The following is a 23,849-nucleotide window of genomic DNA, read 5'->3' as shown; positions in this document are numbered from 1 at the left end:
AGGCGGTGGGAGGGTGAGGGTCTTCTTTCTTCTTCTGTTTTCAGCATACGCTTGGAAGAAGGAAGAAGACCCTCACCCAACCCTCTCCCGCTTGCGGGAGAGGGCTTAAAGCGAGGAAGAGCTAATCTTACTTCGGGATCGGGCCGTTGCCCGCGCCGCCAGTATTGCTGGTGCCGGTCGAGCCGCGGCCTTCGTCCTTGGCGGCAACGCCCGGCGTGCCCGGTGCGATCGGCTGGGCATCCTTGAAGCCGACCGGGATCGGCAATTCGCCCGCCGCCAACGGCGCCGTCGGCTTGTAGGGATGGTCTTCCATCAATTTATAGGCGCGCTTGTACCAGTCGGTGCCGGGATAATTGGCGCCGAGCACGGCGGCCGATTTCTGCGCTTCTTCGGGCACGCCGAGCGCGAGATAGGTTTCGGTCAGGCGCATCAGCGCTTCTGGCACGTGAGTCGTGGTCTGATAGCCGTCGACCACGGCGCGGAAGCGGAGCGTCGCCGCCAGCCACTGCCCGCGCGTTTCGTAGAAACGGCCGATTTCCATCTCCTTGCCCGCGAGGTGATCGCGGACCAGGTCGATCTTGAGCCGGGCATCGGCGGCATATTTGGTGTTGGGATAGCGGCGAACCAGCTCGCCCAGCGCGTCGAGCGCCTGCTGGGTGATCTTCTGGTCGCGCGTGACGTCGGCGATCTGCTCGTAATAGCCGAGCGCCACCAGGTAATAAGCATAAGGCGCGTCGCGGTTGCCGGGATGGACCGCCAGGAAGCGCTGCGCCGACTGGATCGACTGGGTATAGTCGGTGTCCATATAATAGCTGAACGCGCTCATCAGCTGCGCGCGGCGTGCCCAGATCGAATAAGGATGCTGGCGCTCGACTTCGTCGAACAACACTGCCGCTTCCTTGTAGCGGCCCTGATCGAGCCGAGTCTTGGCGAGCGTGTAGAGCGTGCCGACATCGCGCGCGATATAGGGAACGTCGCCCTTCTTCAGGCCGCCGCCACGGCCGGCGCAGCCCGCCATCGGCAAGGCAAGGAGAGCGATGAGCGCGAACGCGACGGGACGGGACTTGGCAATACGCATGGCGCGTGGTCTTAGCGCAGCACGCGCGGGGCGCAAACAATCCTTTTACGCCGCTCGTCGCGTTGCCATTGGAGCGCGCGGGATCGGTCGCCGGGTCCATGCGTTCGCGTCCTGAAACCGTTACCCGGGAGGGCTTTGACCGATGACCGCCACCTTGCTTGCCACCAAACGCGTCGAAAAGCCGTGGGGGCGGCACAGTTTATGGCCCGGCTTCAGCGACCCGGCGCCCGGCGGCGACCCGGTTGGGGAGGTGTGGTTCCAGACTCCCGATGCGGGCACCCCCGATCTGCTGATCAAATATCTGTTCACCAGCGAGCGGCTGTCGGTGCAGGACCATCCCGATGACGAAGCGGCGCGTGCCGCGGGCTATCCGCGCGGCAAGGACGAATGCTGGGTGATTCTCGACGCCGAACCGGGTGCGACGATCGCGCTCGGCACCAAGGAGCCGACCACGCGCGAGAAGCTGCGCCAGGGCGCACTCGACGGATCGATCGTCGACATGCTCGACTGGAAGCCGGTCAAGGCCGGCGATTTCCTCTATTCGCCGGCCGGCACCGTTCACGCGATCGGCGGCGGCATTACATTGGTCGAGGTCCAGCAGAATGTCGACCTGACCTATCGCCTCTACGATTATGGCAGCGACCGCGAACTCCATCTCGACGCCGGGTTGAAGGTCGCCCACCCCAATCCGTTCGTACCCAAGCCGATCGTCGGCGAAGTCGAAGAGGGCCGCACGATTCTGTGCGAGGGGCCGAAATTCGTGCTCGAACGCTGGGCCGGCGGCGATCGGACCGTCACCCTGCCCGATGGCGTCACCGGCTGGCTCACTCCGCTCAAGGGTGAAGGCGTGACCGATGGCGTCGCCTGGCGTGCCGGCGAATGCGTGACGGTCAGCGGCACCGCGCATGTCTCGGCGGCGGCGGGTAGCGACCTGCTGTTCGCCTATCCGGGCACAAAGCGCATCTGAACGTGACAAGCTCCAGCGCTCATTAACCATATGGGGTATAGGAAAGGCGGATGCTGCGCGTCCTTACGCTTTCGACCCTGTTTCCCGACGCTACCCGGCGCAATTTCGGGGTGTTCGTCGAGCGCCAGACGCTCGGGCTCGCCGCGCACCCCGATGTCGAGTTGCGCGTGGTGGCGCCGATCGGGCTGCCGCCCTTTCCGCTCGCGCTGCGCGGGCGCCATGCCCAGTTGGGCGCGCTTCCGCTCGGCGAGCAATGGAAAGGGGTCGACGTCTACCGTCCGCGCTTCCTCGCGATGCCCGGTACCGCCGGCCGCCTCCACGTCCATTTCCTGACTCGCGCGCTGAGTCCCTTCCTGACCAACCTGCGGCACGAGTTCGCGTTCGACGTGATCGACGCCTCATTCTTCTTTCCCGACGGGCCCGCCGCCGTCGCGCTCGGGCGGCGATTCGGCGTGCCGGTCTCGATCAAGGCACGGGGCAGCGACGTCCATCATTGGGGCACCGCCGCGGCGACCGCCGGCCAGGTCCGCTCCGCGGGCAAACATGCTGACGGTCTGCTCGCCGTGTCCGAGGCGATGAAGCGCGATATGGTCGCGATGGGCATGCCGGCGGAATCCATCCGCGTCCATCGCACCGGCGTCGATCTCGGCCAGTTCGCCCCGCGCGACCGCGGCGAGGCCAAGGCGGCTTTGGGTGTCCGCGGGCCGTTGGTGGTGTCGACCGGCGCGCTGATCGAGCGCAAGGGCCACGACATCGTGATCGAGGCGATCGCGGCGCTCCCCAACGTCCATCTGCTGATCGCCGGCGAAGGCGCTTATCGCGGCGCGCTGGAAACCAAGATCGCGGCGCTGGGGCTGACCGACCGCGTGCGGCTGCTCGGTGCGGTGCCGCATGGCGAGATGGCGGCCTTGCTCACCGCCGCCGACGTCATGGCGCTGGCATCGGAGAATGAGGGCCTGGCCAATGCCTGGGTGGAAGCACTCGCCTGCGGCGTCCCATTGGTCATCCCCGATGTCGGCGGCGCGCCCGAAGTCGTGACCGAACGCGCTTATGGCCGGATCGTCGGGCGCACGCCGGCCGGGTTCGCGTCGGGCATTGCCGCGGTGCTGTCCGACCACACGCCGCCGATGACGGTCAGGGCCGGCGCCGAACGCTTCACCTGGGAAGCGAACACCGCCGGCCTGTACGATCACCTGAAGACGCTGGTCACTTCTTCTTAGGCAGATCCATCGGCGTGCCGCGCCACGCCGCCGCCTGATATTCGCTGAGGCTGACCAGATTGCCCATCTCGACCGGCATGTCGATCAGGTGGAGCCCCCAATCCTTGAGCGTCGCGCCATTGACGACGACATCGCCGACGATCGTATCGGTCCGCGGATCCTGGGGATTGGCGTTCACGGTCACCGCCAGATAATTGAACCCGTTGTTCGAGACGCATTCGGCGGAGATCAGTCCGGGAACCGAGACAAACGGGGTGGTCACCGGCGCATTGTCGCTGGTCCACGGCCCCATCGGTGCGCTGGCGAGCCCCGCGCCCTTGGTGCCCAGGATCGCATCGGTCACCGCCTTGCCGCCGCCCAATGCTGCCGGGTTGACGCAAGCCGCGACCATGCCCGGCTGCGGCACCTTGCCGAAGCGGCTATTCTCCGGCGGGGGCGAATCGGCGCGGAACGTCACGTAGCTGACGACGCAGCCATATTGATCCATCGCCTTGCACAATTTGGTCCGCTTGAAATCACCCCCAACATCGCCGCCGGCCGGCACGGCGACGTTGGTGCCGAGCAGATAGGCGGCGATCAGCAAGCGGCGCTGACTGGGGTCATTCTCGATCACCTCGGCGAGCAATTGCTTGAGAATGCCTGCCCCCTGGCTGTGGCCGATCAATACGACGCCGCGGCCGGCCTGATATTTGTCGCGATAGGCGCGCCACGCCGCCTCGACGTCCAGATAGGCGAGCTTGCGGTCGGCGGCGCTCGCCTTTCCGGCCATGATATCGCGCAGCGCGGTCAGCGTGACCTGGCGATAGAGCGGCGCATAGACCCGGCACTTGGCGGTGAAGCGCGCGGCCTGCGATGCCGCGACCTGCCTTTCCTCCGGCCCGATATTGAGGTCGCTGTTCGGCGTCGGGTCGAGCGACACGGTCGGATAGACATAGAAACAATCATATTTGGGCGCCGGGTCAGCCTTGAACTTGACGACCTTGCGCTTGCCGTCGCCGGTGATGACGGTGACGTTCTGGTCGACCGCGCAGGCGTCCTGGCGGCCGGGCAGGCACAGCCAGCCGGCATCGGTGTTGTAATCGGGTGCCGGGATAATCACGGGCGGGGGCGCCGGAGGAGCGGCAGGCGCCACGGGCAGCGGTACAACTGCCGGTGTCGCAGGCGGCGCGGTCTGCGCCATTGCAGGTGCGACGACCGCCATCAACAACGTGCCGACGAACAGCAACCTCTTCATGCTATGTCTCCCCTGGCTCCCATGCCCGCACCGAGCCTAGCCGAGCGCACGGCAGGATCAAGCCACCGGATAGAAGGCGCCGACGACCCAGCGTCCCTCGCCGCGCAACATGCCCCAGGCGCGCGCCGCCGCGCGGCTATCCATCGCCTCGATCCCGATACCCCGCGCCTCGAGCGCGCGAACCAGCGTCACGGGCGGCCGCACCAGTGTCGGGCCGGTTCCGAGCAACAGGAATTCGGGACGAGGATCGAGTGCCAGCACCAGGTCGAGATCGCCCTGATCGAGCGCCGCGAGCGGTGGCGGAGTCCAGCCATCGGCCCGCTCCGGCGTGATCGCCAGGGCGTGATAGACATTGTCGTCGACGCGAAAGCCAGCCGCGCTCAGGCCGGAGACGACCGGCCCGTCGGTACGGGCACGGTCCATCCGCATCAGTTGTTGCCCGGTCCGACGCGCTCCGCCCCGGTCGCCGCATTGGGCTTGCCCGGCTTGTCCGGCGTCGGCTCGGCGCGCAGGCCGAGCGTGATCAGCAGCGAGGACGACACGTAGATCGACGAATAGGTACCGACGACCACGCCGAGGATCATTGCCGCGGTGAAGCCACGCAGCACGTGTCCGCCGAAGATCAGCAGCGCGAACAGCGCGAGCAGGATGGTCAGCGAGGTCATCACCGTGCGCGGCAGCGTCTCGTTGACCGACAGGTTGATGATCTCGCGCATCTCCATCTTGCGATAGCGGCGCATATTCTCACGGATGCGATCGTCGATGACGATCTTGTCGTTGATCGAATAGCCGATGATGGTCAGCACCGCGGCGACGATGTTGAGGTCGAATTCGAGCTGGGTCAGCGCGAAGAACCCCAGGGTCATCAGCACGTCGTGCATGATCGCGACCACGGTCGAGACGCCGAATTGCCATTCGAATCGGAAGATCGCGAACAGGCCGATCAACAGCACCGCGACGACCACCGCCAGGATGCCGTTCCAGACGAGCTCGCCCGATACCTTGCCCGACACCGCGTCCTGTTTGGAGAATTGCGCGCCGGCGAAATTCTGCGACAGCGCCGCCTTCACCTTCTCGACGACCTGGTTGGTCGCCGCCGGATCGTTGCTTTCCGGGCGTGGCAGGCGGATCGACAGCGTGGTCGGGCTGCCGACCTGTTGCAGCGACGCCTCGCCGACCTTCAGGTCGTCAACCACCTTGCGCACCTTGTCCACGCTCGGTGCGACCATGAACTTCTCTTCGATCATGATGCCGCCGACGAAGTCGACACCCATGTTGAGGCGGTGGATGAACACCAGGGCAACCGCCGCGATGGTCAGCAATGTGGTCAGCCCGAACGCCCAATAGCGCAGGCGGACGAAATCGATATTGGTATCGTCGGGGACGATCTTGAGCAGGCGCATTTTGAGCGGCCCCTTAAATGTTGATGGTCTGCGGACGATGCTTCCGCAGCCACATGACGACGAGCATGCGAGTGAAGGTCACCGCGGTGAACACCGAGGTCGCGATGCCGATCAGCAGCACGACCGCGAAGCCCTTCACCGGGCCCGATCCCAGCAGCAGCATGACGACGCCCGAAATGGCGTGGGTCATGTTCGCCTCGAAAATGGTGCGGCTGGCTTCCTTATACCCCAGCTCGACCGACTGGATGACGCTTCGTCCGCGACGTCTTTCTTCACGGATGCGTTCGTTGATCAGCACGTTGGCGTCGACCGCGGTACCGATCGTCAGCACGAAGCCGGCGATACCGGGCAAGGTCAGCGTGCCGTTGAGCACCGCGAGCACGCCCATGATGACCAGCACGTTGATGACCACCGCGTAATTGGCATAGAGCCCGAACCGGCCATAGGTCACCAGCATGAACACGACGACCAGGATCACGGCGATGATCGACGCCTTGATCCCGGCGTCGATCGAATCCTTGCCGAGTTCCGGGCCGACCGTGCGCTCCTCGATCACCTTCAGCGCAACGGGCAGCGCGCCCGACTTGAGCTGGATGGCGAGATCGTTCGCGCTCTGGAAAGTGAAGCCGCCCTGGATGACGCCGCTGCCGCCGAGGATCGGGCCCTCGATATTGGGCGCCGAAATCACCGAGCCGTCCAGGATGATCGCGAACGGCTTGTTGACGTTCTCCTGCGTCGTTTTGGCGAAGCGTTTGCCGCCTTCGGTGTTGAACTGGAACGCCACCACCGGCGCGTTGGTCTGGGGATCGTTCTGGACGCGCGCATCGGTCAGATCCTGACCGGTGATGATCGCCGCACGCCGCACCGCGATGACCGGCACCTTGTTCGCCGGATAGCCGACATAGGGGAAGCCGCGACCGGCGGCGCTGGGATAAGGCAGGATCTGGTCGCCGATCGGCGACTGGCCAACCGCGAGCTTGGCGGTGTCGGCCGTCGTGTCGACCAGCTTGAATTCGAGCTTGGCGGTCTTGCCGAGCAGCGCCTTGAGCGCGGTCGGATCCTGCAGGCCCGGCACCTGGACGACGATGCGCGTCGCGCCCTGGCGGATGATGGTCGGCTCGCGCGTGCCGAGCGAGTCGATGCGGCGGCGGACGACCTCTGTCGCGCCGCTCATCGCGCTGTCGATCGCCTCGTCGACCCCGGCCTTGGTCGGGGTGATCACGAAGCGCGTCGAATCGACCACCTGGATGTCCCAGTCGCGCTGCCCCGTCATCTGCGCGCCGGTGGTCATTTGCGACAAGCGCTGGCGGGCATCCTCCAGCTGAGCGACGTTGCGCAGCATGAAGCTGACCTTGCCGCCGTCAGTGGTGATGTCGCCGATATCGATCCGCGGCGCCTTGCGCATCGCGGTCGCGACGCTGTCGCTCATCAGATTGACGCGGTCGGTCACCAACTGGCTGGTATCCGCTTCGAGCAGCAGATAGCTGCCGCCGGCAAGATCGAGACCCAAGTTGATGCGCGGATGGACCGGCCAGCCTTTGGTCATGTCCTCGGGAAAGAAGCTCGGGATCGCGAGCGCCATCAGCACCGCGAGGAACCCGAAGATCGAGAGGACTTTCCAGCGCGGGAAATCGAGCATCAGTCGTTCGCCGGCTTGGCCGTGGTCGGCGACAGGATCTCGGTGATCGCACCGCGCGCGACCTGAACCTTCACGTTGGGCGCGATTTCCAGCTCGACATAGCTATCGGTGGTCTTGCTGACCTTGCCCAGGATGCCGCCCGAGGTGATCACCTGATCATTCTTCTTGAGCGCGTCGATCGCGTTGCGCAGTTCCTTCGCGCGCCGCTGCTGCGGGCGGATCATCAGGAAATAGAAGCCGACGAACAGCAGGATGAAGGGGAAGAACTGCATCGCGATGGCGATACCGTCGGAACCGGAAGCGGCGCCGCCGGCGACCTGAGCATAAGCAGAAGGAATGAACATGAGCATCCTGAAAAATGGGCATGGCTGACGCGCCCGTCAGGGGCGCCACCGTAAGCGCCGCGCGCTATCACCATGCGGGGCGCGGTGCAACACATCGCCAACGTCCCGCGACCCGGCGCCGGAGTGCTTGCATCACACGCGGCAAGCGCTTAGAGGCGCCCGCTCCGGCCCGCACCTTAAGGCGCGGGTTCGCTCTGGTCGGGGCGTAGCGCAGCCTGGTAGCGCATCACACTGGGGGTGTGGGGGTCGCAGGTTCGAATCCTGTCGCCCCGACCAATTAAATCAATGAGTTAGCGGCTCATTTGATAGGTCGCCGTGCATCGTGCGAAGCTAGTAATCAGGCTTTTTTCGGTGATCCATCGCATGCATGCGGTGGGCGATCGGCAGAATTTTCTTCCTGCGCCGCATCAAGCGGCTTTCTTGCGCCTGCTTGGAGATCCGCTGGAGTGCCTGGCTGCCGGTATTGCCAGGATTGATGACGCGCTGGTTGGAGGCGCTGTTGCCGGCAGCTAGTGTTCCCCGCGCTCCGGCCATTGCGGCCGTCTTGACCGTCTGCAGGCCCGACACGCCCTCGACCAAGTGGACATTGTTGGCGGCGCCGCGCTCGTATTTCCCGTTGAGCCTGCGGCGCAGCAGCTTGGTCACGAACGGCGAGACGCAGGCATAGCCGGGATGGTCAGCGCCCCGACTCAGAACAGGGTCGGCGAATAGATCCGCCGCGTCGCTCAACCGATGATGAGGTGATTCTCGACCGCAGCAACCCCGATTAGTCCGCGAATGGTCGTCTCGGCCAGTTCGCGGTCATGATGCGATCGGACCGTGCCGGACAATTGGACGGAGGTGTCCGACACGGCGAGGTCGATCCCGCCCGCGGTCTTCTCTCCGGCTTCGCGAAAGACGAGGACGAGCCGCGCCCGCATAGTGGCCAGCGAGGGAAGACCGTCCACGCGGATCGTGCTGACCACTTGCCTGACACCACGGACGCGCCGCACGGCCGCGACCGCGGCATGCGCCTGCGCCGGCCATTCGACATGGCCGCCGATTGTCACGCAGCCATTCGCGACCGTGGCGACCAGGCGATCGGGCGCAACGGCGGCGTCGAGACCAAGCATGATCTTGACGCAGGCGAGGATTTGCTCGTCGGATTCGTTGCCGTCGGGCTCGACGCGGATGTCGTCGTGGACATACTGAATGCCCGCCACCCGACGTGCCGCAGCCAACACGGCTGCCTTGATGCTGTCGCCGGGAACCGAGCCGGAGACTATGGCAACGGCATGTTGGACGGCCGTGTGAATGGCCGCTGGAGGCGCTGCTTCCTCGCGCGCGAGTTCGGCGCGCAGGTCGCGAAGCAGTTGCGCGTCGTTGGTGGCCTCGGTCTCGTGTTCGAAACATGGCTGGCTGTCCGACATCGTTCCCGACTCCTCATGATCCAGCGGACAAGCCGCCTCCAACGCCAAGTCTAGCGGGCTTTCATGAGCGTTGAATCAGGAGCTTTGCGGATGGGCGGCCAATTCCCAAGCCGCGGGACGTCGGTGAATCCCTTATACGAACGCAGGTCCGTATCCCCGATAACGCGGCGAGAATCCCGCATTGGAAAAGGGGGAGCCTATGGATTCCGCGGGCCTGCCGCCACAGATGTCGGGGAAAGTCGAGGAGGCCCGAACGCGCCCCGCCGACGTTACCCTGTTTGCGCCCGAGCCGCACCGGGTCGTGCTGCGGCCCTTCATCCCCGCCGAAAACGGGGGGACTGACGTTCGCAAACCCAGGATCGAACATATTCTCGATCGGGTTCTGGCCTTGTCTCCGGCTCTGCTCGACCGCGAGCTTGACCAGGTGCTGGAGAGTCTTGGCAGCCGACATCGCGATGTCGAGACCGTACTGGGACGGCGCTTCGACGAGATTGCCAAGCCTCATTTGGGCGACAGGCCGGTCAGTCCGGCCCAACGATTGCTGTGTGGCGCCTATTTTACCGAAGAATATTCGTTCGAGGCCGCCGCGCTCTTCAACCCGAGCGTGACGCTGCACCCCGATCAACAAGGCTTGGCCGAGGGCCAGACCCGCCTGCTATTCTCGCTCAGGGCGGTGGGCGAGGGTCACATTTCCTCGATCGTGTTTCGTAGCGGGGTGGTCGACGGCAGCGGGCAGGTGCGACCTGAGGCGCCCAGTCGCTGGGCGGTCTCACCTGCAATCGAGTTTCGCGAGAATCCCGCGACCAAGGCGAACGACAGTGCACATTTGTCCTACCGGGGCTGCGACGATCCGTCGGAGGTGGTGATCTTTCCGGTGACCTATCAGCAGCGCCATGGGGTCGAAGATTTGCGCCTGGTCAGGTTTGTCGAGGAGGATGGGAGCACCGCCTATATCGGCACCTACACGGCGTTCAGCGGTGAGACGGTCCGCCAGGAATTGCTGCGGACGTCCGACTTCGTCGAATTCGATCTCGATCCGCTGGCAGGGCCGCTCAGTGCCACCAAGGGAATGGCGCTCTTCCCCCGCCGCATCGATGGCCAATTCGCCATGCTTGGCCGGCACGATCACGAAAATATCTGGCTACTCAAGTCGGATCGGCTCTCCTGCTGGAGCAGCGGACAGGTCCTGCTCGAGCCTCGATGGCCGTGGGAGTTCGTACAGATCGGCGTGTGCAGCCCGCCGATCGAGATCGATGAGGGCTGGCTCTGCATCATCCACGGCGTGGGGTCGATCCGGACATATTGCCTGGGCGCCTGTTTGCTCGACAAGCGGAACCCGGCGAAACTGCTGGCTCGGTCGGTCGCACCGTTGTTGCGGCCGAGCCCACAACAACGCGACGGTTACGTCCCCAACGTCCTGTATAGTTGCGGTGCGCTCGCGATCGGGCGGACGCTCCTGCTCCCTTATGGCGTGGCGGACACGGCGGTCGCCGTCGCGGCGCTGCCGATCGACGAGGTCCTGGCGTCACTTCGCTAGCTGGTCGGTTAGCTGCCACAGCGAGACATGCGTATCAATGCGGATAGTGGCTCGGCCGGGGCAGCATTATCCGCCGGTCATGTCCATGCGTGCGCATAGAAGAGGAGCATTCCGCGGAGCTGTCGCCACCCGCCCCCACGCCCGCGATCATCGATCGCGGCGCCATCGGACGCGCGATGACCTGCGGAGCGACCGGATGTGCGTCTTTGCGAACACCTTGCCGCATGCTCCGTCAGAGCCTTCCTGTGGCTGCGGAGTCTGCTGATGACGGCCGCTCGCCCTGCCCGCCTGCGCCAGCTGATCCTCATCGAGGATGACGACGCATTGCGCCGCTCCTTGCAACTCCTGCTCACAGGACGGGATTATGAGGTTCTTGCCTTCTCGCGAGCGGAAGCGGCCATCGAGTTCCCGGCGGCACTCAGCGCGCCGCTCCTGATCACCGACTATGTGCTTCCGCGATGCAATGGCGTGGAAGCGCTGCGCTTGCTACGCGAAAAGGGTTGGAGCGGCCGCGCCCTGCTGATGACCGCGTTCGATACGCAACGATTGCGCGACCTGGCGCTCAAGATGGGCTTCGACGCCGTGCTTCCCAAGCCGTTCCGGACGACCGACCTCATCGAATTCCTCGGCGATCGGCCGGCGGGCCACGACGCCGAGCTGGCTCCGGCGTAAGGCCGACGGCTTTCTGCGATCCTTGATAAGTGCTATTCCTTGGCTGGCCAACTTGCGCCACGACATATCGGCGACGCGAACAGCGTACGTTAGGGAGGGCGCGTGAATTTACGGCGGTTTCTTCTCGGAATCGACCGGACTTGGGCTGGCTATGTTCTGGCCGTCATTGCCGTCTGCATTGCCGCACTCGTTCGATTTTCCTTCGAACCATGGCTGAGCGGCCGTGGCTATCTGCTTTTCTTCATCGTAGCGATCCTTTTCGCGGCGGTGTTCGCCGGTCGCGGGCCGGCGATCCTGGCAGCCGTCCTGGCGATGGCAGCCATCCGCATCTTCGGCTGGTCGCTCGGCGGGTGGTGGTCGGCGGATTTGTTCGCCTTCGTCATTGCCGCCGGTATCGTCATCTGGATCGCCGGATACGTCACTTCCTTGCGCAGGCGATCGGAGGAGAGCGAGCAGAGGGCCGAACGGCGCGCGCGACGCGCGGACGATCTGGCGGAAGAACTCAACCTGCTGATCGACGGGGCCGCCGGATATGCAATCTACATGCTCGATCCGCAGGGCAACGTGACGATCTGGAACAAGGGCGCCGAACGCCTCAAGGGGTGGAGCGAAAGCGAAGTCGTCGGGCAGCACTGCGCACTGTTTTATCCGCAGGCGGCCGTGGCCCGAGGTAAGCCCCTTCACGACCTCGAACGGGCGCGGCGCGAGGGCCGGTTCGAGGAAGAAGAGTGGCGCTTACGCAAGAACGGATCCGAGTTCCTGGCGCACGTCACAATGACCGCGCTTTACGACAGGAACGGGAAGCTCAAGGGTTTCGGCAAGGTGATTCGTGACGTGACCGAAGAGCGGGCGACGGAACGCAAGCTCGGCGCGAGCGCTTCGCATTTCCGCTCGATTCTCGCAACGGTGCCCGATGCGATGGTCGTGATCGACGAGGCGGGCAAGATGCTGTCCTTCAGCAAGGCGGCCGAACGACTGTTCGGCTATACGGAGGCCGAGGTCGTCGGATCGAACGTGTCCTGCCTGATGCCCTCGCCGGACCGCGATCTCCATGATTCCTATCTTCGCCGCTATCTCGAGACTGGCGAGCGGCGGATCATCGGAACCGGGCGCGTGGTGACCGGGCTCAAGCGGGACGGCACGGTCTTTCCGATGGAACTCGCGGTGGGCGAGGCGGTCTCCGACGGTGACAGGGTTTTCACCGGCTTCGTCCGCGACCTGACGCAGAAGCAGGCCGCGGAGCAACGCATGGACGAATTGCGCTCGGACCTCGTCCATGCCGCACGGATCAGCGCGATGGGCACGATGGCGTCGACGCTCGCCCACGAGCTCAACCAACCGATCACCGCCGTCGCCAACTTCGTCAGCGGCGTGCGCAATCTCCTTGCCGACAATAGCCCAGGTGATCGCGCGATGATCGATGAAGGCCTTGCGGAGGCCTATGATGAGGCCTTGCGCGCGGGTGGCATCGTTCGCCGCCTGAGGGAATTCGTCGCCCGTGGCGATGCCGAGAAGAGCGTCGAGGACCTGCACGACCTCGTCGACGGCGCGTCGAAACTGGCGCTCATCGGTGCGCGCGAGAAAGGCGTGGAAGCGCGATTCCAGCTCGACCCGGACGCCCGCGACGTGCTGGTCGACAAGATCCAGATTCAGCAGGTGCTGATCAACCTGATGCGCAACGCGATCGAGGCCATGGCGCGTTGCCCGACCCGCCTGCTGACCGTGTCGAGCATTCCGGCGGAGGACGGCTTCCTGAGAGTGACGGTGGCCGATACCGGGCCGGGGGTGGCGCCGGACATCGCCGATAACCTGTTCCGGGCGTTCAACAGTACCAAGAGCGGCGGCCTGGGCCTGGGTCTGTCGATCTGCCGCACGATCGTCGAAGCGAATGGCGGGCGCATCTGGATGGAGAGCGGTCCCGAAGGCGGAGCCTCCTTTCATTTCACGCTGGTGCGCGCCGATCTGGACGGGTTGGAATGAGCGACTGATCCCGGAATCTCGCCACGCACCGTCGAAGCGCATCGCCGGAATATCGTGACCAAGCTGAAGGCGCGCGTCCTTCCGAGGTTCTGAGGATCGCGTTCGCGGGTGGATTGGGTGAAAACCGTCCGTGTCGAGCGGTACTGGTGTTCGGCCTAGCCCAGGCCGCTATCAGCTCGCCGCAGCGAGTCTCGAGCACATCGACTCGGCGGCCTCGCGTACGCGGGCGAGTGCCTTTGCTGCGTGGTCGCTGCTCATGTTGTGCACGATGCCATCGAGGTTGATATGGCCTCCGTCGCGGAGCCCGAAACCGCGTTCGATATAAGTGTCGAAACCCTCGCGAAGCGCATGTTGCTGACCTCGCTCCGAAAGCCATTCCGCCGTGGCGCCAGAGGTCGAAATCGAGAGCAGATAGCGGCCGCGCACAGCAGGTTGCCCGGTGCCCGATTGAAAATCGGTCAGCGCGCATTGGGCGCCGAGCACCCTGTCGACATATCCCTTGAGAATTGCAGGGGGGCCGCCGAACCAGATCGGGTAGACCAATATGAGAGCGCCGCAACTGCTCAGCCGCTGTAATTCAGCCTCCACCCAAGGCCAACGATGTGATCCGTGATCAAAGCGCTCACGATCCTGCAAAACCGGGTCGAACAATGCCGCGTTGAGGTCGAAAATCGTCGCGGTCTGGTGGTTCGCTTGAACAACCTCTTTATACGCACGAGCAACTTCGTGGCAGAAGCTTCGATAGCTTGGATTAGCCAGAACGATGTAATGTCCGATCGGCTCAGTCACGACGGAAACCCATTCCAAGAGTGTGCGATTCGACGGAAAATCGCACCAAAGCCGTCGCGACATAATTGGGATGAATACGCATAGCGGCTATCGGCGGGGTGCAGGGAACGTCTGCCAGCGTCTCGAGGCGGAATTCTGGCCATTCGGTTTGAATTCGGCGTGGCCGCATTGTTAGGATGTCCGCGAGGCCTGAGCGGTTCCGAGTGGCAGTATGACGATCAGGACGAGCGCAGCCAGCGCGAAACCGGCGCTCGTCAGAAACGTTATTCCGCTCCCCGCATGATCCCAGAGGATGCCGGCGATCAGGCTGGCGAACAACAACGCGCCGCCGGATGCGAGGTTGAACAGTCCATAAGCCGAGCCGCGCAACATGGGTGGAGCATCATCGGCAATCAGCTTGGCGAACAGCCCCTGGGTCCATGCGAGATGGCCGCCCCAAAGCGCGATCCCGACAAAGGCGCCGCCCAGTCCCGGCAGCAAGGCAAGGACCAGATCCGCCGCGAGCAGACACGTCATCCCCAGGACCAGGATCAACCGCGCCGGCACGCGATCCGCGAGTCGGCCCGCCGGATAGGCTCCGAGGGCATATACGAGGTTCATCGCGACCAGCACGAGTGGCGCAAGCGCGAGCGGCAACCCCTCGGCATGCGCCTTCAAGATCAGAAAGGCATCGCTGAACCGCGCGAGCGTAGAGATCATGCCGACGGCGGTCGTCCGCCAAAAGGGCGTGCCCAGTCGCCGCAAATCGCCAAGCCGGACCCGCGGGCGAGGCTGCGCGGCAGGATCCTCCGCGGCTTGCGCGCTTTCCCGGATGCCAATGGCGGCGAGGAGCACCGCCAGCGCGGCAGGGATCGTGGCGAACCAGAAGACCGAACGGATATCGTTCGCCAGCGCGAACATCAGCCCGATCGCGATCAGCGGTCCGCCGGCTGCTCCGACGGTATCGAGTGCCTGGCGCAGCCCAAAGGCGCTGCCACGCACTTCCGCTGGCGTGACGTCGGCGACGAGCGCGTCGCGCGGTGACTCGCGCAATCCCTTCCCGATGCGGTCGGCGAAGCGGGCGCCGAGAACCAGCGCAGGGGCGGTGGCCAGCGCGAACATCGGCTTGGTCAGCGCGGCGAGGCCGTAGCCGACCAGGATGAGCGGCTTGCGTCTGCCGACCCGGTCCGAGAGATATCCCGAGACGATTCTGGCTCCCGACGCTGTCGCCTCGGCGATCCCGTCAATGGCGCCGACGATCGCGACGGGCGCACCGAGGGTGACGGTCAGGAACACCGGGAGCAGTGCGTGGATAATCTCGGACGACACGTCCATCAGCAAGCTGACGAACCCGACGACCCAGACGGTGCGCGGGATCCGCATGCGCTGCTCGGCCTGGGGTATATCGCTGGTCATCCTTTGCCATCCATTGCGCGGAAACACCGCAGAGCTTCGCGGCTTCCAGTCGGCGCCCGTTACCCTGGACGGGCGAATCGATTGCCAGGATCAGGACGGCGAAGTTCCGCGAGTGCCTGGCTCGCCGATCCAGCGAATGTCCGGTTCGTTGCGGGGTACTGCCGACGGCACTGCCTCGGGATGACCGACGATGATGGGCGCTATGGGGACGTGTGCCTCAGGCAGATCCAGCGTTCTTTTGCCGTCCGGCGTGCCCAACCATGCCTGCGCGAAGCCGATCCAGCAGCTTCCAAGGCCTGCATCGCACGCTGCGAGCATCATGTTCTCGGCTGCCAGCGCGCAGTCGATCCGGCTCCAGGGCCCCTCTTCGGTCGCCGAAATCACGATCAGCGCCGGGGCGTGATAAAAGATGTGGAAGCCCGGATCGCCGAGAGCATGTCTGAACTCGCTCAAATCGCCGGCGGCAGTATCCGGTATAATTGTGTCGAGCATGTGCGCTTTGGACGCGTCGGAGATGCGCTGCAGCAGCGACTGATCGCTGATCACGCAAAAGGACCAGGGCTGACGGTTCATCGCGCTTGGCGCCTGTATCGCGGCATCGATCAAGGCGCGCAGACGCGCCGGGGCCACCGGTTCGGCCGTGTAGCTGCGCACCGCACGGCGTCCATGAATTGCCTCCATCAATTTCATTCGATCGCTCCGTGGTGAAAGGAACACGCAGCTGGCGCTGGGTCGATCCGAGACGGTGGGCGCAGCTCTTCGGTCGGCTCGTCAGGCCGGTACTCGCGGCCAGACCTCTTCGCGGACTTTCTCATCGTGCAGAGGGTGCGTGCGCCGAAACTGATGTCGCGGTTCGTAGCCGGCGACTTTGAGCAATGTCGGCAGGATGATCGCGACAGAGGTTCCGCTCAATGGGCGACTTCGAACGCGCATGTGTCCGTGCGATGCGCACACGAAGCGGTGGACACGAGCCATACCGGTCCCGGGCGCGAAACCCGGGTCGATACCTTGTCGGGCCAGGTCGAGTTCCTGCGGAGTCATGCCGTTGCCATCGTCGCAGACCAATATCCAGAGACGCGACGCGACCTTGCGAGAGCGTATCAGGACCGTGCGCGCGTTCGCCGCGCGGGCATTGGCAATCAATTCGATGATCGAGGCATCGAATTCAGCCGCGTCGATGCGCGCGAGTGCATTAGGGTAGCCGATCTCCAGATCGAACTCGATCCGCGGCGCTGCCAACGCGCCCGTCACGGTCGCCAGGCCCGCGAGCCGGTCTCCGGGATCCGTCGCCTGCAGCTCCCGGTCACGTCCGCCTGTAGCCAATAGATCGGTCGTGAGCTGGTCGCCCCGCAATGCCGCCGCTTCCAGCGCTTCCAGGCAAGCCGCACGCGCGGCCTGTCCGGGATCACGCTCCAACAGATGCTTGGCGGATAAAACGATCCCGAACAGATTGCGTAGATCATGGATTTCGTTGCGCCGAGGCAAGTCGATAGGTTGACCTTGCGGTGTCATATCCAAAGCGTCGTCCATCCTGGGCCTCCCATGGCCGGTCGTCGCTGTTGTGATAGGTCATCTGCTGCCGCCCTATTCGCAGATTCCCGTAGTCTTCGTCCGCTCGACCTCCGCTTGCTTGGTCGCGCGACTAAAGACTTGTCTCCGGCAGCCGGAAAACGCCGGAGGATGGATTTATACGGGACTCTACGGATTGGACTGCGCCGCGCCGTTGGTGAAAGGCCCGGACTGCCGGCAGCACTTGTTGCAGGAGCGCCGTCACCACGCCGATCTGGAGCCCACATTGCCGCTGTTCCCGCCCGCCCTCATCTCGTGCATCGGCGAGGCGCGTGCGCCCTCCGCCGCGGACGTTGTGGAAATGGCGGCGCGCGTCGCGAAGGAAGTCTTCCCGCAAGATGGCGGGCGGCGCGATGACCATCGGCGCCAGATTCTGACGCTCGCTCATGTAGCTCTTTATGGCGCTGACGCGGTGACCGGCTTGCGATGACGCACTTGCAACTCGCGCGTTCGACGCTGACGAGGTGACCGAACAGATCCGCGCGGCGCGCGAGTTCGGTGCCAATGGCTGGATGCTGTGGAATGCCAACAACGTCTATTCGGACGCAGGGCTGGTGGCCGGCCGCCCGGACCGCTGAGGCGCCGCCGATAGGGGACAGCGGGCTTTACCCGGGCCGCTCAATGATGCGCGCGCAACCACTCCTCCAGCGCCTTCGGCTCGACCTTCGTCAGATCCTTGACGATTTCCTGCGTCGGCGGAAGCCGTCGCTCGCGTTCCATCTGCTTGCGCACTACCCCCATCACGCGTGGCGGAGCGATCAGGATCAGCGCCGGCGCATCCCCCGTTTCCGCCAGGGTTTCGCCGAGCGCGGCTTCACAGAATTCATCCTCGCGACGCTGATGCGTATCGGCTGCCGGATAGGCGCTGCGCGCGCCACCGACGCTCTGGAACGACCGACCGGGTTGGTCATCGTCGATCACATGGGTTCGCGGATTGTGCAGCTTGCGCTCCTTGACCGTTTCCAGCCGGATCGCGTGATTGCTTCCCTGATTGCGAAAGAGCCGCATATGGCCGCCATCAAGCGCGAGAACATAGGCTCCATGAGGTACCAGCATATCGCCTCCTTTTCCCCCTTTGGTCTCGGCAAGGCCGATACGCCAGGCGTTTGGACCGGGCAGTATCCACGGATATTCGGCTTCGGGCCGTAGGGCATCGGCTTCAGGTGAACGACAGCGACCATGTGTCCAATACGTAGTGTTCCCGACCTGTTTCGGCAGGGAATGGCGCCGGGCCTCCACAGGATTCCTGCGGGACAACACGTATGGGGAGAGTGGTGCCACATTTCGTAGAACCGGCCCATGAGTGGGCCCGAACGATCGCAGCCGCCGCGGGGAAACCTGTTGTCTCGCCTTTTCGGATTGGAACAGGCGTCGGACGGCGCCGTCAATCGTTCGGCAATGAAGCCAGGGCAAGAGCCCCCGGCAAACAGACAGCCCCGCCTCTGGTATTGGATGATCGCCGCTTTTTTCGGCCTCATCCTGTCTCAGTTGCTGTGGACCGGCCAAGCCAGCAAGACGATCCCCTATAGCGAGTTCCTGCAAGACCTGCGCGGTGGCCGCGTCGCCGAAGTCGTTTTGTCGGACACGTCCATCCAGGGCAAATACACCGCGCCGGATGCCGAGGGTCATCGGTCGTTCGCGACCACACGCGTCGAGCCCGGGTTGGCGGCAGAGCTCGACCGCTACCACGTTCGCTTCAGCGCCAGTCCCGGCGGCGGCTGGCTGGCGACGCTATTGTCCTGGGTGGTGCCGATCGTCTTCTGGGTCGGCATCTGGTGGTTCATGCTGCGCGGCGCGGCGCGGCAGGGGGCGGGCGGGCTTCTGGCCATCGGCAAGAGCAGGGTGAAACTCTACGTCGAATCCGATACCGGGGTTACCTTCGACGACGTCGCCGGCGTCGATGAAGCCAAGGCCGAGCTTCGCGAAGTGGTCGCCTTCCTGAGGGATCCGGTCAGCTACGGTCGACTTGGCGCCCATATGCCGAAGGGCGTCTTGCTCGTGGGACCGCCCGGCACGGGCAAGACGCTGCTCGCCAAAGCGGTCGCGGGTGAAGCGGGTGTGCCCTTCTTCTCGATCTCGGGAGCCGAATTCGTCGAGATGTTCGTCGGCGTGGGTGCCGCGCGCGTCCGCGATCTTTTCGAACAGGCGCACAACCATGCGCCCTGCATCATCTTCATCGACGAACTGGATGCTCTGGGCTCTGCCCGGGGGCTGTCGGTGCTGGGCGGCCATGACGAGAAGGAGCAGACGCTCGATCAGCTCCTGGCGGAAATGGACGGATTCGATACCCGCAGCGGCGTCGTCATCCTCGCCGCGACCAATCGGCCCGAAATCCTCGATCCGGCCCTGCTGCGGGCGGGACGCTTCGACCGGCATGTCCTGGTGGATCGCCCCGACCGGACCGGCCGCGCGCAGATATTGAAAGTGCATCTGCGCACGGCAAAGATCGCGAGCGACGTCGATCCGGACAAGGTCGCCGGGCTGACGCCGGGGTTCACCGGGGCGGACCTGGCCAATCTGGTCAACGAGGCGGCACTCCACGCCACCCGGCGCGATGCCGAAGCGGTGGCGATGGAGGACTTCACCGCAGGTGTCGAGCGCATCGTCGCCGGCCTCGAGCAGCACGGCAGGTTGATGAACCCCAAGGAGCGCCTGACCATTGCGCGCCACGAGATGGGCCATGCCCTGGTGGCGCTGAGCCTGCCGGGGGCGGACCCCGTCCATAAAGTGTCGATCATCCCGCACGGTATCGGCTCGCTTGGCTACACGATGCAGCGGCCCACGGAGGACCGCTTCATCCTCAGTCGCGGCGAACTGGCCGATCGCATGGCGGTATTGCTCGGCGGACGCGCCGCCGAGCTGGTTTGCGGCGGAGATCTCTCGACCGGTGCAGCCGACGATCTGGCCAAGGCAACCGATACGGCGCGCGCCATGGTGCTGCGCTACGGCATGTCCGACAAGATCGGGCACGTCGTCTATGATGACCAGAGCCGACCCTATCTCGACCGGCTGAACGAGCCCAATGTCGCGCAGACGCGCGAGCATAGCGAAGCGACAGCGGCGCTGATCGACAAGGAGGTCCGGTCGATCCTGCAGGCCGCGTTCGAGAAGGCCACGCACGTCCTGGAGGAGCGTCGCGGTACGCTGGAAGCTGGCGCCCAATTGTTGGTTGATCGCGAGACGCTCGACGAAGACGAGCTTCGGCAACTCCTGGCGCGCACCGGTCTGGCGGGCACGCAATCCACCGCCGCGGCGTGATTGGGGATGCCGTTGGACGGCTCGGCAACTGCTCCGGCGGGTGGGGAGCAATCGTGATTGCCCGAACCGGCGATCCGCGAGACGATCGAAACGCAGTCACCGCTTGCGCGCGCACGCCATACCCGCCGCGCCTGTCGGACGTTATTTGAACGCTCTTGCGATCTGCCAGATCAACATACCGAACGTGGCGATCATCGCTATGAAACATACGGCAGTAGCGAAGTAGAGCCAGCGCTCGCTGGAGCCGGTGTCGACGGATTTCTGCTGACTCCCTACCATTGGCGCCACAGGCGAACCGGCGAGAGGCTTCTGACGAGGAAGCCGAAATCGAGCGCCGGCGTCCCAAAAACGATGGTCGGATCCGCAGGGGTTGGGCCGCGGCCTGGAAACGTTAGTCCGTTTGCGTTCGCCATCGATAGTGCGCGGCATGGAACACACCTCCGCAATCCACATGCAGGATCCGCGCGCGCGCAACGATGCGTAATGTTCCGGATAATCGCGGTTTCCGATACACTTCCGGGACCGCCCATCACGGCTATCGAGTATCTCCGGATAGCGACGACGCCGACCCCAGTTGCTTTCTATCGCTTGCCGGCGTTGCTACCGCCTGGCGATGAGAAACGACCATCCGAACCATGTTTTGCGGCGCGCCGTTCTTTGGGTCGCGACGCTCAATCTTGCCTTTTTCGGCGTCGAATTCGCGGTCGCCTTGCATATCGGTTCGGTGTCGCTGTTCGCCGATAGCGTCGATTTTCTCGAAGACGCGTCAGTCAACATCCTGATCTTTGCCGCCCTGGGCTGGACAGCGAAGAACCGTGCCCGCCTCGGAATGGCGCTTGCGGCAATCCTGCTGGTGCCCGGCATCGCGACAGTGTGGACAGCATGGGAAAAGTTCACCGCGCCGGTCGCGCCGTCGCCGTTCGGGCTTTCGGCTACGGCGACCGGCGCGCTGGCGATCAACCTGCTTTGCGCGTTCCTGCTGGCAAAGCACCGCCATCATGGCGGAAGCCTGACGCAAGCTGCGTTCCTGTCCGCTCGCAACGACGCGCTGGCTAACATCGCAATGATAGCGGCGGGGTTGGCGACCGCATTCCTGTGGCGTTCTGCCTGGCCCGATTTGATCGTCGGACTGGCCATTGCGGCGATGAATGCGGATGCCGCGCGAGAAGTTTGGAATACCGCTCGCGATGAACATAGCGCGGCGGCCTAGCCGCTAGCGATTCAGGAACTCCCAGACCTTGGAAATCACCACCGACCCCTCGCCGACCGATGACGCGACCCGCTTGACCGACCCGGCGCGGACATCGCCCACCGCGAAGATGCCGGGGCGCGAGGTGGCATAAGGCGACGCTCCGCCGACCGCGTCGCCGGTCAGCACGAATCCCTTATCGTCGAGATCGACCAGGCCGGACAGCCAGCCGGTATTCGGCGCGGCGCCGACCATCACGAACAAGGCGCAGGCCGGTGCCTGGCGGTGCGTCCCGTCCTGGGCGTTGCGGATCGTCACCGCCTCGAGCTTCTCGTCGCCATGCAGGCCGGCGACTTCGACGCCATATTCGATGGTGATCGCCGGGTCCGCCTCGAGCCGGCTGGAGAGATAGCTCGACATCGAGGCGGCGAGCGACGAGCCGCGCACCAGCAGCCGGACATGCGCTGCCGTGCGGCACAGGAACATCGCGGCCTGGCCGGCGGAATTGCCGCCGCCGATGACGAAAGTCTCGGCTTCGCGGCAATAGCGCGCCTCCATCTCGGTCGCGGCATAATAGACGCCGGCGCCTTCGAACTCGGCGAGCCGGTCGATCGGCAGGCGGCGATATTGCACGCCGGTGGCGACGACCACGGCACCCGCGCTGACGCGGCGGCCATTGTCGAACGTGGCGCAGAACCGGCCGCCCTCGAGCGTTTCGAGTTTCGCGACGCGGCGCGGCATCGCGAACTTCGTGCCGAACTTCATCGCCTGGATCTCACCGCGCCAAACAAGGTCGGCGCCCGAAATGCCGGTCGGGAATCCCATGTAATTCTCGATCCGGCTCGACGTCCCGGCCTGGCCGCCGATCGCGGTATCCTCGATCACCAGCGCATTGAGCCCCTCGGCCCCGGCATAGACACCGGCGGCGACGCCGGCAGGACCGCCGCCGACGATCAGCACGTCGAATTCCTGATCGTCGGCGAAATCATGATTGACGCCGAGCAGTCGCGCGACCTTGCCGGGCGTGGGATCGGTCACCACGGTATCGCGGCCGAAGATCACCGCCGGCTGGTCCGCCGAAATCCCGCTGCTTTGTGCGACGTCCGCGGCTTCGGGCGATCCCAGCGGCCATGAGGTGAAGGGCAAGCGATTGCGGCTGACGAATTCCGCCACGCGCCGGACCTCGCGGCTGGCATCCTCGCCGATCAGCACCAAGGATGCGTCGCGCGCCTCGAGCTGGCGGCGGCGGCGGGCCGACAGGACGGTGATGACGATGTCCGACATTTCCGGGATCTGCGACATCAGGCGCAGCATGTCGGCACGCGGCACCTCGATCACCCTGGTATCGACGACCGCGCGCATCGGCATCGACCAATTGCCGCCGCTGAGCAGCGCGATCTCGCTCATGAACTGGGTGGGGCCGAGCGTGGAAGGGACCAGGCGCTCGCCGGTGAAGGCGTTGACTACCTCGATCTCGCCCGCCTCGACATAGACGAAGCGATCGATCGGCTCGCCCGGGCGGCACAATATCGTGCCCGCCGGATAGTCCACTATTTGCCCCGCCGCGCGGAGCGCCGACACATGCGATGGCGCGAGCGGCGTCCGCTGCATTTCGCGCAAGTCGCGGCCGATCGTTTCCATCACTCGCCCCCGTTGGTCATCGGCACAGCCTTCATTCCTCGATCTGCGGCTTCAACCCGCGGATCGCCGACGATATCAGCCGGCCCTCGTCATCGATGAAGCGCGGGATCGGGCCGCGCTGTTGCGTGGTGGCGCCGCCGAAATCCACCATCACCTCGTCGACATAGCACCAGCCCCAACCCTCCGGCGGATCATAGCCCTCGATGATCGGATGTCCCGTGGCGTGGAAATGCGCGGTCGCGTGCCGGAACGGCGAATCGTCGCAACAGCCGACATGGCCGCAGGTCCGGCACAGCCGCAAATGCACCCACCAGCTGCCGTTCTTGAGGCATTCCGCGCAGCCCAGGGTCGCCGGGGTCACCGTTTCGATCGTGTCGAGATGATCGCAAGTCGTGGCCATCTGCTGCTCCTCGGCATGGTTGGACGAATCCGCAATGGCGTGTTCCGGCCATGGCGGTTAGCGTTCACGATGGCGATGGCGATCGATCAAGACAAGAAGGAGTCGGCCGATGCTTTGGTGTAGCT

25 protein-coding genes, 1 tRNA gene and 1 pseudogene are annotated in these 23,849 nt (G+C 64.7%); 12 read left to right on the top strand and 15 right to left on the bottom strand.

Annotated elements, in window-relative coordinates; translation table 11 throughout:
* Positions 1-127 precede the first annotated feature (127 nt).
* Positions 128-1,078 (bottom strand): outer membrane protein assembly factor BamD, encoded by a 951-nt coding sequence (locus SMA01S_RS16230; RefSeq protein ID WP_066824648.1) that lies wholly within the window; start codon positions 1,076-1,078, stop codon positions 128-130.
* Between the two features lie 142 nt (positions 1,079-1,220).
* Between SMA01S_RS16230 and SMA01S_RS16225 the strand changes: the two genes are divergently transcribed.
* A complete protein-coding gene (locus SMA01S_RS16225; protein WP_066824647.1) occupies positions 1,221-2,045 on the top strand; it encodes a class I mannose-6-phosphate isomerase in 825 nt (274 codons plus the stop codon).
* 50 nt (positions 2,046-2,095) lie between these two features.
* Positions 2,096-3,265 carry a glycosyltransferase gene (locus SMA01S_RS16220; RefSeq protein WP_066824642.1) on the top strand — a complete coding sequence of 390 codons (1,170 nt, stop codon included), beginning with the start codon at positions 2,096-2,098 and terminating at the stop codon, positions 3,263-3,265.
* On the opposite strand, the gene SMA01S_RS16215 is transcribed toward SMA01S_RS16220, so the two are convergent.
* Genes SMA01S_RS16215 through yajC form a run of 5 tightly spaced genes read right to left on the bottom strand, consistent with a single transcriptional unit; the run spans position 3,252 to position 7,885 of the window.
* Positions 3,252-4,499, bottom strand: a complete 1,248-nt coding sequence (locus SMA01S_RS16215; RefSeq protein ID WP_084250367.1) for a DUF3089 domain-containing protein — start codon at positions 4,497-4,499, stop codon at positions 3,252-3,254. The genes SMA01S_RS16220 and SMA01S_RS16215 overlap by 14 nt on opposite strands.
* 57 nt (positions 4,500-4,556) lie before the next feature.
* On the bottom strand, positions 4,557-4,928 hold the full coding sequence (locus SMA01S_RS16210; protein ID WP_066824640.1) for an Mth938-like domain-containing protein: 372 nt from the start codon (positions 4,926-4,928) through the stop codon (positions 4,557-4,559).
* Positions 4,928-5,902, bottom strand: a complete 975-nt coding sequence (gene secF / locus SMA01S_RS16205; protein WP_066824638.1) for a protein translocase subunit SecF — start codon at positions 5,900-5,902, stop codon at positions 4,928-4,930. The genes SMA01S_RS16210 and secF overlap by 1 nt, the downstream gene beginning before the upstream one ends.
* 13 nt (positions 5,903-5,915) lie before the next feature.
* Positions 5,916-7,541, bottom strand: a complete 1,626-nt coding sequence (gene secD / locus SMA01S_RS16200; protein ID WP_066824635.1) for a protein translocase subunit SecD — start codon at positions 7,539-7,541, stop codon at positions 5,916-5,918.
* Positions 7,541-7,885, bottom strand: coding sequence for a preprotein translocase subunit YajC (yajC, locus tag SMA01S_RS16195; RefSeq protein ID WP_066824669.1), 345 nt, complete (start codon positions 7,883-7,885; stop codon positions 7,541-7,543). Before yajC ends, secD begins: the two co-directional genes overlap by 1 nt.
* 199 nt (positions 7,886-8,084) lie before the next feature.
* Here yajC and SMA01S_RS16190 point away from each other — a divergent pair.
* Positions 8,085-8,161 (top strand) — tRNA-Pro (locus SMA01S_RS16190).
* 54 nt (positions 8,162-8,215) lie between these two features.
* Here the strand turns inward: SMA01S_RS16190 and SMA01S_RS16185 are convergent.
* Together SMA01S_RS16185 and SMA01S_RS16180 are read right to left on the bottom strand one after the other, a co-directional pair.
* Positions 8,216-8,530, bottom strand: coding sequence for a 6TM ABC transporter family protein (locus tag SMA01S_RS16185; protein ID WP_157093985.1), 315 nt, complete (start codon positions 8,528-8,530; stop codon positions 8,216-8,218).
* Positions 8,531-8,610: 80 nt separating this feature from the next.
* Positions 8,611-9,294, bottom strand: a complete 684-nt coding sequence (locus SMA01S_RS16180) for a BON domain-containing protein (RefSeq protein ID WP_066824629.1) — start codon at positions 9,292-9,294, stop codon at positions 8,611-8,613.
* Between the two features lie 199 nt (positions 9,295-9,493).
* On the opposite strand from SMA01S_RS16180, the gene SMA01S_RS16175 reads away from it, so the two are divergent.
* The 4 genes from SMA01S_RS16175 (at position 9,494) to SMA01S_RS25335 (ending at position 13,576) form a co-directional block, all read left to right on the top strand.
* Positions 9,494-10,831: a glycoside hydrolase family 130 protein gene (locus SMA01S_RS16175; protein WP_245649308.1), complete on the top strand. Its 1,338-nt coding sequence runs from the start codon at positions 9,494-9,496 to the stop codon at positions 10,829-10,831.
* Positions 10,832-11,029: 198 nt separating this feature from the next.
* Complete coding sequence (locus tag SMA01S_RS16170) at positions 11,030-11,503, top strand: response regulator (RefSeq protein WP_218016910.1); 474 nt, start codon at positions 11,030-11,032, stop codon at positions 11,501-11,503.
* 102 nt (positions 11,504-11,605) lie between these two features.
* Positions 11,606-13,483, top strand: coding sequence for a PAS domain S-box protein (locus SMA01S_RS16165; protein WP_066824624.1), 1,878 nt, complete (start codon positions 11,606-11,608; stop codon positions 13,481-13,483).
* Positions 13,484-13,498: 15 nt separating this feature from the next.
* A complete protein-coding gene (locus SMA01S_RS25335) occupies positions 13,499-13,576 on the top strand; it encodes a LuxR C-terminal-related transcriptional regulator (protein ID WP_084250372.1) in 78 nt (25 codons plus the stop codon).
* A gap of 78 nt (positions 13,577-13,654) precedes the next feature.
* Here the strand turns inward: SMA01S_RS25335 and SMA01S_RS16160 are convergent, their stop codons facing one another.
* The 4 genes from SMA01S_RS16160 to SMA01S_RS16145 form a co-directional block, all read right to left on the bottom strand.
* Positions 13,655-14,272 carry an NAD(P)H-dependent oxidoreductase gene (locus SMA01S_RS16160; protein ID WP_169804255.1) on the bottom strand — a complete coding sequence of 206 codons (618 nt, stop codon included), beginning with the start codon at positions 14,270-14,272 and terminating at the stop codon, positions 13,655-13,657.
* A 171-nt stretch (positions 14,273-14,443) separates the two neighbouring features.
* The gene (locus tag SMA01S_RS16155; protein WP_066824621.1) at positions 14,444-15,667 is read right to left on the bottom strand and encodes an MFS transporter; all 1,224 of its coding nucleotides are present in this window, start codon (positions 15,665-15,667) and stop codon (positions 14,444-14,446) included.
* Positions 15,668-15,757: 90 nt separating this feature from the next.
* A complete protein-coding gene (locus SMA01S_RS16150; RefSeq protein WP_066824619.1) occupies positions 15,758-16,357 on the bottom strand; it encodes a nitroreductase family protein in 600 nt (199 codons plus the stop codon).
* An 81-nt stretch (positions 16,358-16,438) separates the two neighbouring features.
* Complete coding sequence (locus SMA01S_RS16145; RefSeq protein WP_066824615.1) at positions 16,439-17,197, bottom strand: ATP-binding protein; 759 nt, start codon at positions 17,195-17,197, stop codon at positions 16,439-16,441.
* A gap of 175 nt (positions 17,198-17,372) precedes the next feature.
* Between SMA01S_RS16145 and SMA01S_RS16140 the strand changes: the two genes are divergently transcribed.
* On the top strand, positions 17,373-17,666 hold the full coding sequence (locus SMA01S_RS16140) for a hypothetical protein (RefSeq protein ID WP_066824612.1): 294 nt from the start codon (positions 17,373-17,375) through the stop codon (positions 17,664-17,666).
* Positions 17,667-17,688: 22 nt separating this feature from the next.
* Positions 17,689-17,814 (top strand): annotated as a pseudogene (locus SMA01S_RS24630) (putative glycoside hydrolase); the annotation flags it as partial.
* A 40-nt stretch (positions 17,815-17,854) separates the two neighbouring features.
* Here the strand turns inward: SMA01S_RS24630 and SMA01S_RS16135 are convergent.
* Positions 17,855-18,475: a baeRF12 domain-containing protein gene (locus tag SMA01S_RS16135; RefSeq protein WP_169804254.1), complete on the bottom strand. Its 621-nt coding sequence runs from the start codon at positions 18,473-18,475 to the stop codon at positions 17,855-17,857.
* 213 nt (positions 18,476-18,688) lie between these two features.
* Between SMA01S_RS16135 and ftsH the strand changes: the two genes are divergently transcribed.
* Positions 18,689-20,494, top strand: a complete 1,806-nt coding sequence (gene ftsH, locus SMA01S_RS16130; RefSeq protein WP_084250364.1) for an ATP-dependent zinc metalloprotease FtsH — start codon at positions 18,689-18,691, stop codon at positions 20,492-20,494.
* Positions 20,495-21,107: 613 nt separating this feature from the next.
* Positions 21,108-21,704, top strand: coding sequence for a cation efflux transmembrane domain-containing protein (locus tag SMA01S_RS16125; RefSeq protein WP_066824606.1), 597 nt, complete (start codon positions 21,108-21,110; stop codon positions 21,702-21,704).
* A gap of 3 nt (positions 21,705-21,707) precedes the next feature.
* Here the strand turns inward: SMA01S_RS16125 and SMA01S_RS16120 are convergent, their stop codons facing one another.
* Entirely contained in the window at positions 21,708-23,324 is a 1,617-nt protein-coding gene (locus SMA01S_RS16120) for an FAD-dependent oxidoreductase (protein ID WP_066824604.1), read from the bottom strand.
* Between the two features lie 31 nt (positions 23,325-23,355).
* Entirely contained in the window at positions 23,356-23,724 is a 369-nt protein-coding gene (locus SMA01S_RS16115) for a UBP-type zinc finger domain-containing protein (protein WP_066824603.1), read from the bottom strand.
* Here SMA01S_RS16115 and SMA01S_RS24625 point away from each other — a divergent pair.
* A complete protein-coding gene (locus SMA01S_RS24625; protein ID WP_157093982.1) occupies positions 23,704-23,847 on the top strand; it encodes a hypothetical protein in 144 nt (47 codons plus the stop codon). The genes SMA01S_RS16115 and SMA01S_RS24625 overlap by 21 nt on opposite strands.
* The last annotated feature ends 2 nt before the right edge of the window (positions 23,848-23,849 follow it).

It is taken from the genome of Sphingomonas mali NBRC 15500, assembly GCF_001598415.1.
In the GTDB taxonomy this organism is placed as follows: domain Bacteria; phylum Pseudomonadota; class Alphaproteobacteria; order Sphingomonadales; family Sphingomonadaceae; genus Sphingomonas; species Sphingomonas mali.
Note: the sequence above shows the minus strand (reverse complement) of the source record. Positions and strands in the feature narration are given on the sequence as shown.

Coding starts and splice junctions, on each gene's coding strand:
- SMA01S_RS16180 (WP_066824629.1), bottom strand. CDS start 9,294: ATGTCGGACAGCCAGCCATGTTTCGAACACGAGACCGAGGCCACCAAC.
- SMA01S_RS16120 (WP_066824604.1), bottom strand. CDS start 23,324: ATGGAAACGATCGGCCGCGACTTGCGCGAAATGCAGCGGACGCCGCTC.
- SMA01S_RS16220 (WP_066824642.1), top strand. CDS start 2,096: ATGCTGCGCGTCCTTACGCTTTCGACCCTGTTTCCCGACGCTACCCGG.
- SMA01S_RS16155 (WP_066824621.1), bottom strand. CDS start 15,667: ATGACCAGCGATATACCCCAGGCCGAGCAGCGCATGCGGATCCCGCGC.
- yajC (WP_066824669.1), bottom strand. CDS start 7,885: ATGTTCATTCCTTCTGCTTATGCTCAGGTCGCCGGCGGCGCCGCTTCC.
- SMA01S_RS16175 (WP_245649308.1), top strand. CDS start 9,494: ATGGATTCCGCGGGCCTGCCGCCACAGATGTCGGGGAAAGTCGAGGAG.
- SMA01S_RS16230 (WP_066824648.1), bottom strand. CDS start 1,078: ATGCGTATTGCCAAGTCCCGTCCCGTCGCGTTCGCGCTCATCGCTCTC.
- SMA01S_RS16210 (WP_066824640.1), bottom strand. CDS start 4,928: ATGCGGATGGACCGTGCCCGTACCGACGGGCCGGTCGTCTCCGGCCTG.
- SMA01S_RS16115 (WP_066824603.1), bottom strand. CDS start 23,724: ATGGCCACGACTTGCGATCATCTCGACACGATCGAAACGGTGACCCCG.
- SMA01S_RS16150 (WP_066824619.1), bottom strand. CDS start 16,357: ATGAAATTGATGGAGGCAATTCATGGACGCCGTGCGGTGCGCAGCTAC.
- secD (WP_066824635.1), bottom strand. CDS start 7,541: ATGCTCGATTTCCCGCGCTGGAAAGTCCTCTCGATCTTCGGGTTCCTC.
- secF (WP_066824638.1), bottom strand. CDS start 5,902: ATGCGCCTGCTCAAGATCGTCCCCGACGATACCAATATCGATTTCGTC.
- SMA01S_RS16125 (WP_066824606.1), top strand. CDS start 21,108: ATGAGAAACGACCATCCGAACCATGTTTTGCGGCGCGCCGTTCTTTGG.
- SMA01S_RS16145 (WP_066824615.1), bottom strand. CDS start 17,197: ATGGACGACGCTTTGGATATGACACCGCAAGGTCAACCTATCGACTTG.
- ftsH (WP_084250364.1), top strand. CDS start 18,689: ATGATCGCCGCTTTTTTCGGCCTCATCCTGTCTCAGTTGCTGTGGACC.
- SMA01S_RS16225 (WP_066824647.1), top strand. CDS start 1,221: ATGACCGCCACCTTGCTTGCCACCAAACGCGTCGAAAAGCCGTGGGGG.
- SMA01S_RS24625 (WP_157093982.1), top strand. CDS start 23,704: ATGATCGCAAGTCGTGGCCATCTGCTGCTCCTCGGCATGGTTGGACGA.
- SMA01S_RS16215 (WP_084250367.1), bottom strand. CDS start 4,499: ATGAAGAGGTTGCTGTTCGTCGGCACGTTGTTGATGGCGGTCGTCGCA.